Source organism: Kiritimatiellia bacterium, from assembly GCA_025054615.1.
Classification (GTDB): domain Bacteria; phylum Verrucomicrobiota; class Kiritimatiellia; order CAIVKH01; family CAIVKH01; genus JANWZO01.
On record JANWZO010000048.1, the window covers coordinates 1 to 585 of the forward strand.

Consider the following 585-nt stretch of genomic DNA (forward strand, 5'->3'; position numbering starts at 1 on the left):
CGTCACCGGAAAGGACGCCTCGTGGCGACGCCCCTCGCCGTCGCGCGGGCCGCCGCGCTTGCCTCGTATCCGGAGAACGCCCGGCCGGTCCCGGCCCGCGCCTGCCCGGCTGGGCCCCGGCGCGATCCGGGTGCGCCGCCCTCCTTCCGCCTTCCGCGCGCGGGCTCCGGCCTCCGGTCCATCGCCTACACCGCCACCGGCGCCGGGATCGGCGGGTGGTGCCGGTAGTTCTCGATCCGGATGTCCTCGTAGCGGAACTCGAGCACGGACCGGGGCCGTTCGCTGAGCTTCAGGGTCGGCGGCGGGAAGGGCTCGCGGGTGAGCAGCAACCGCGCCTGGTCGAGATGGTTGAGATAGAGGTGCGCGTCGCCGAGGGTATGGATCAGCTCCCCAGGCCGGAGTCCCGTGGTCTTCGCCAGCATGCAAGTGAGCAGCGCGTAGGAAGCGATGTTGAAGGGGACGCCGAGGAAGGCGTCCGCCGAGCGCTGGTACAGCTGGCAGGAGAGCCGGCCGTCGCCGTGGACGTAGAACTGGAAGAGCACATGGCAGGGCGGCAGCGCCATGCGGTCGAGCTCGCCGACGTTC

General features: G+C 72.0%; 2 protein-coding genes. One reads left to right on the top strand and one right to left on the bottom strand.

The window, feature by feature from the left end; genetic code table 11:
• The coding region (locus NZ740_10765) for a hypothetical protein (protein MCS6772479.1) at positions 1–228 on the top strand (228 nt) is incomplete at its 5' end.
• Here the strand turns inward: NZ740_10765 and thyA are convergent.
• The coding region (gene thyA, locus NZ740_10770) for a thymidylate synthase (GenBank protein MCS6772480.1) at positions 186–585 on the bottom strand (400 nt) is incomplete at its 5' end. The two genes, NZ740_10765 and thyA, sit on opposite strands and share 43 nt — an antisense overlap.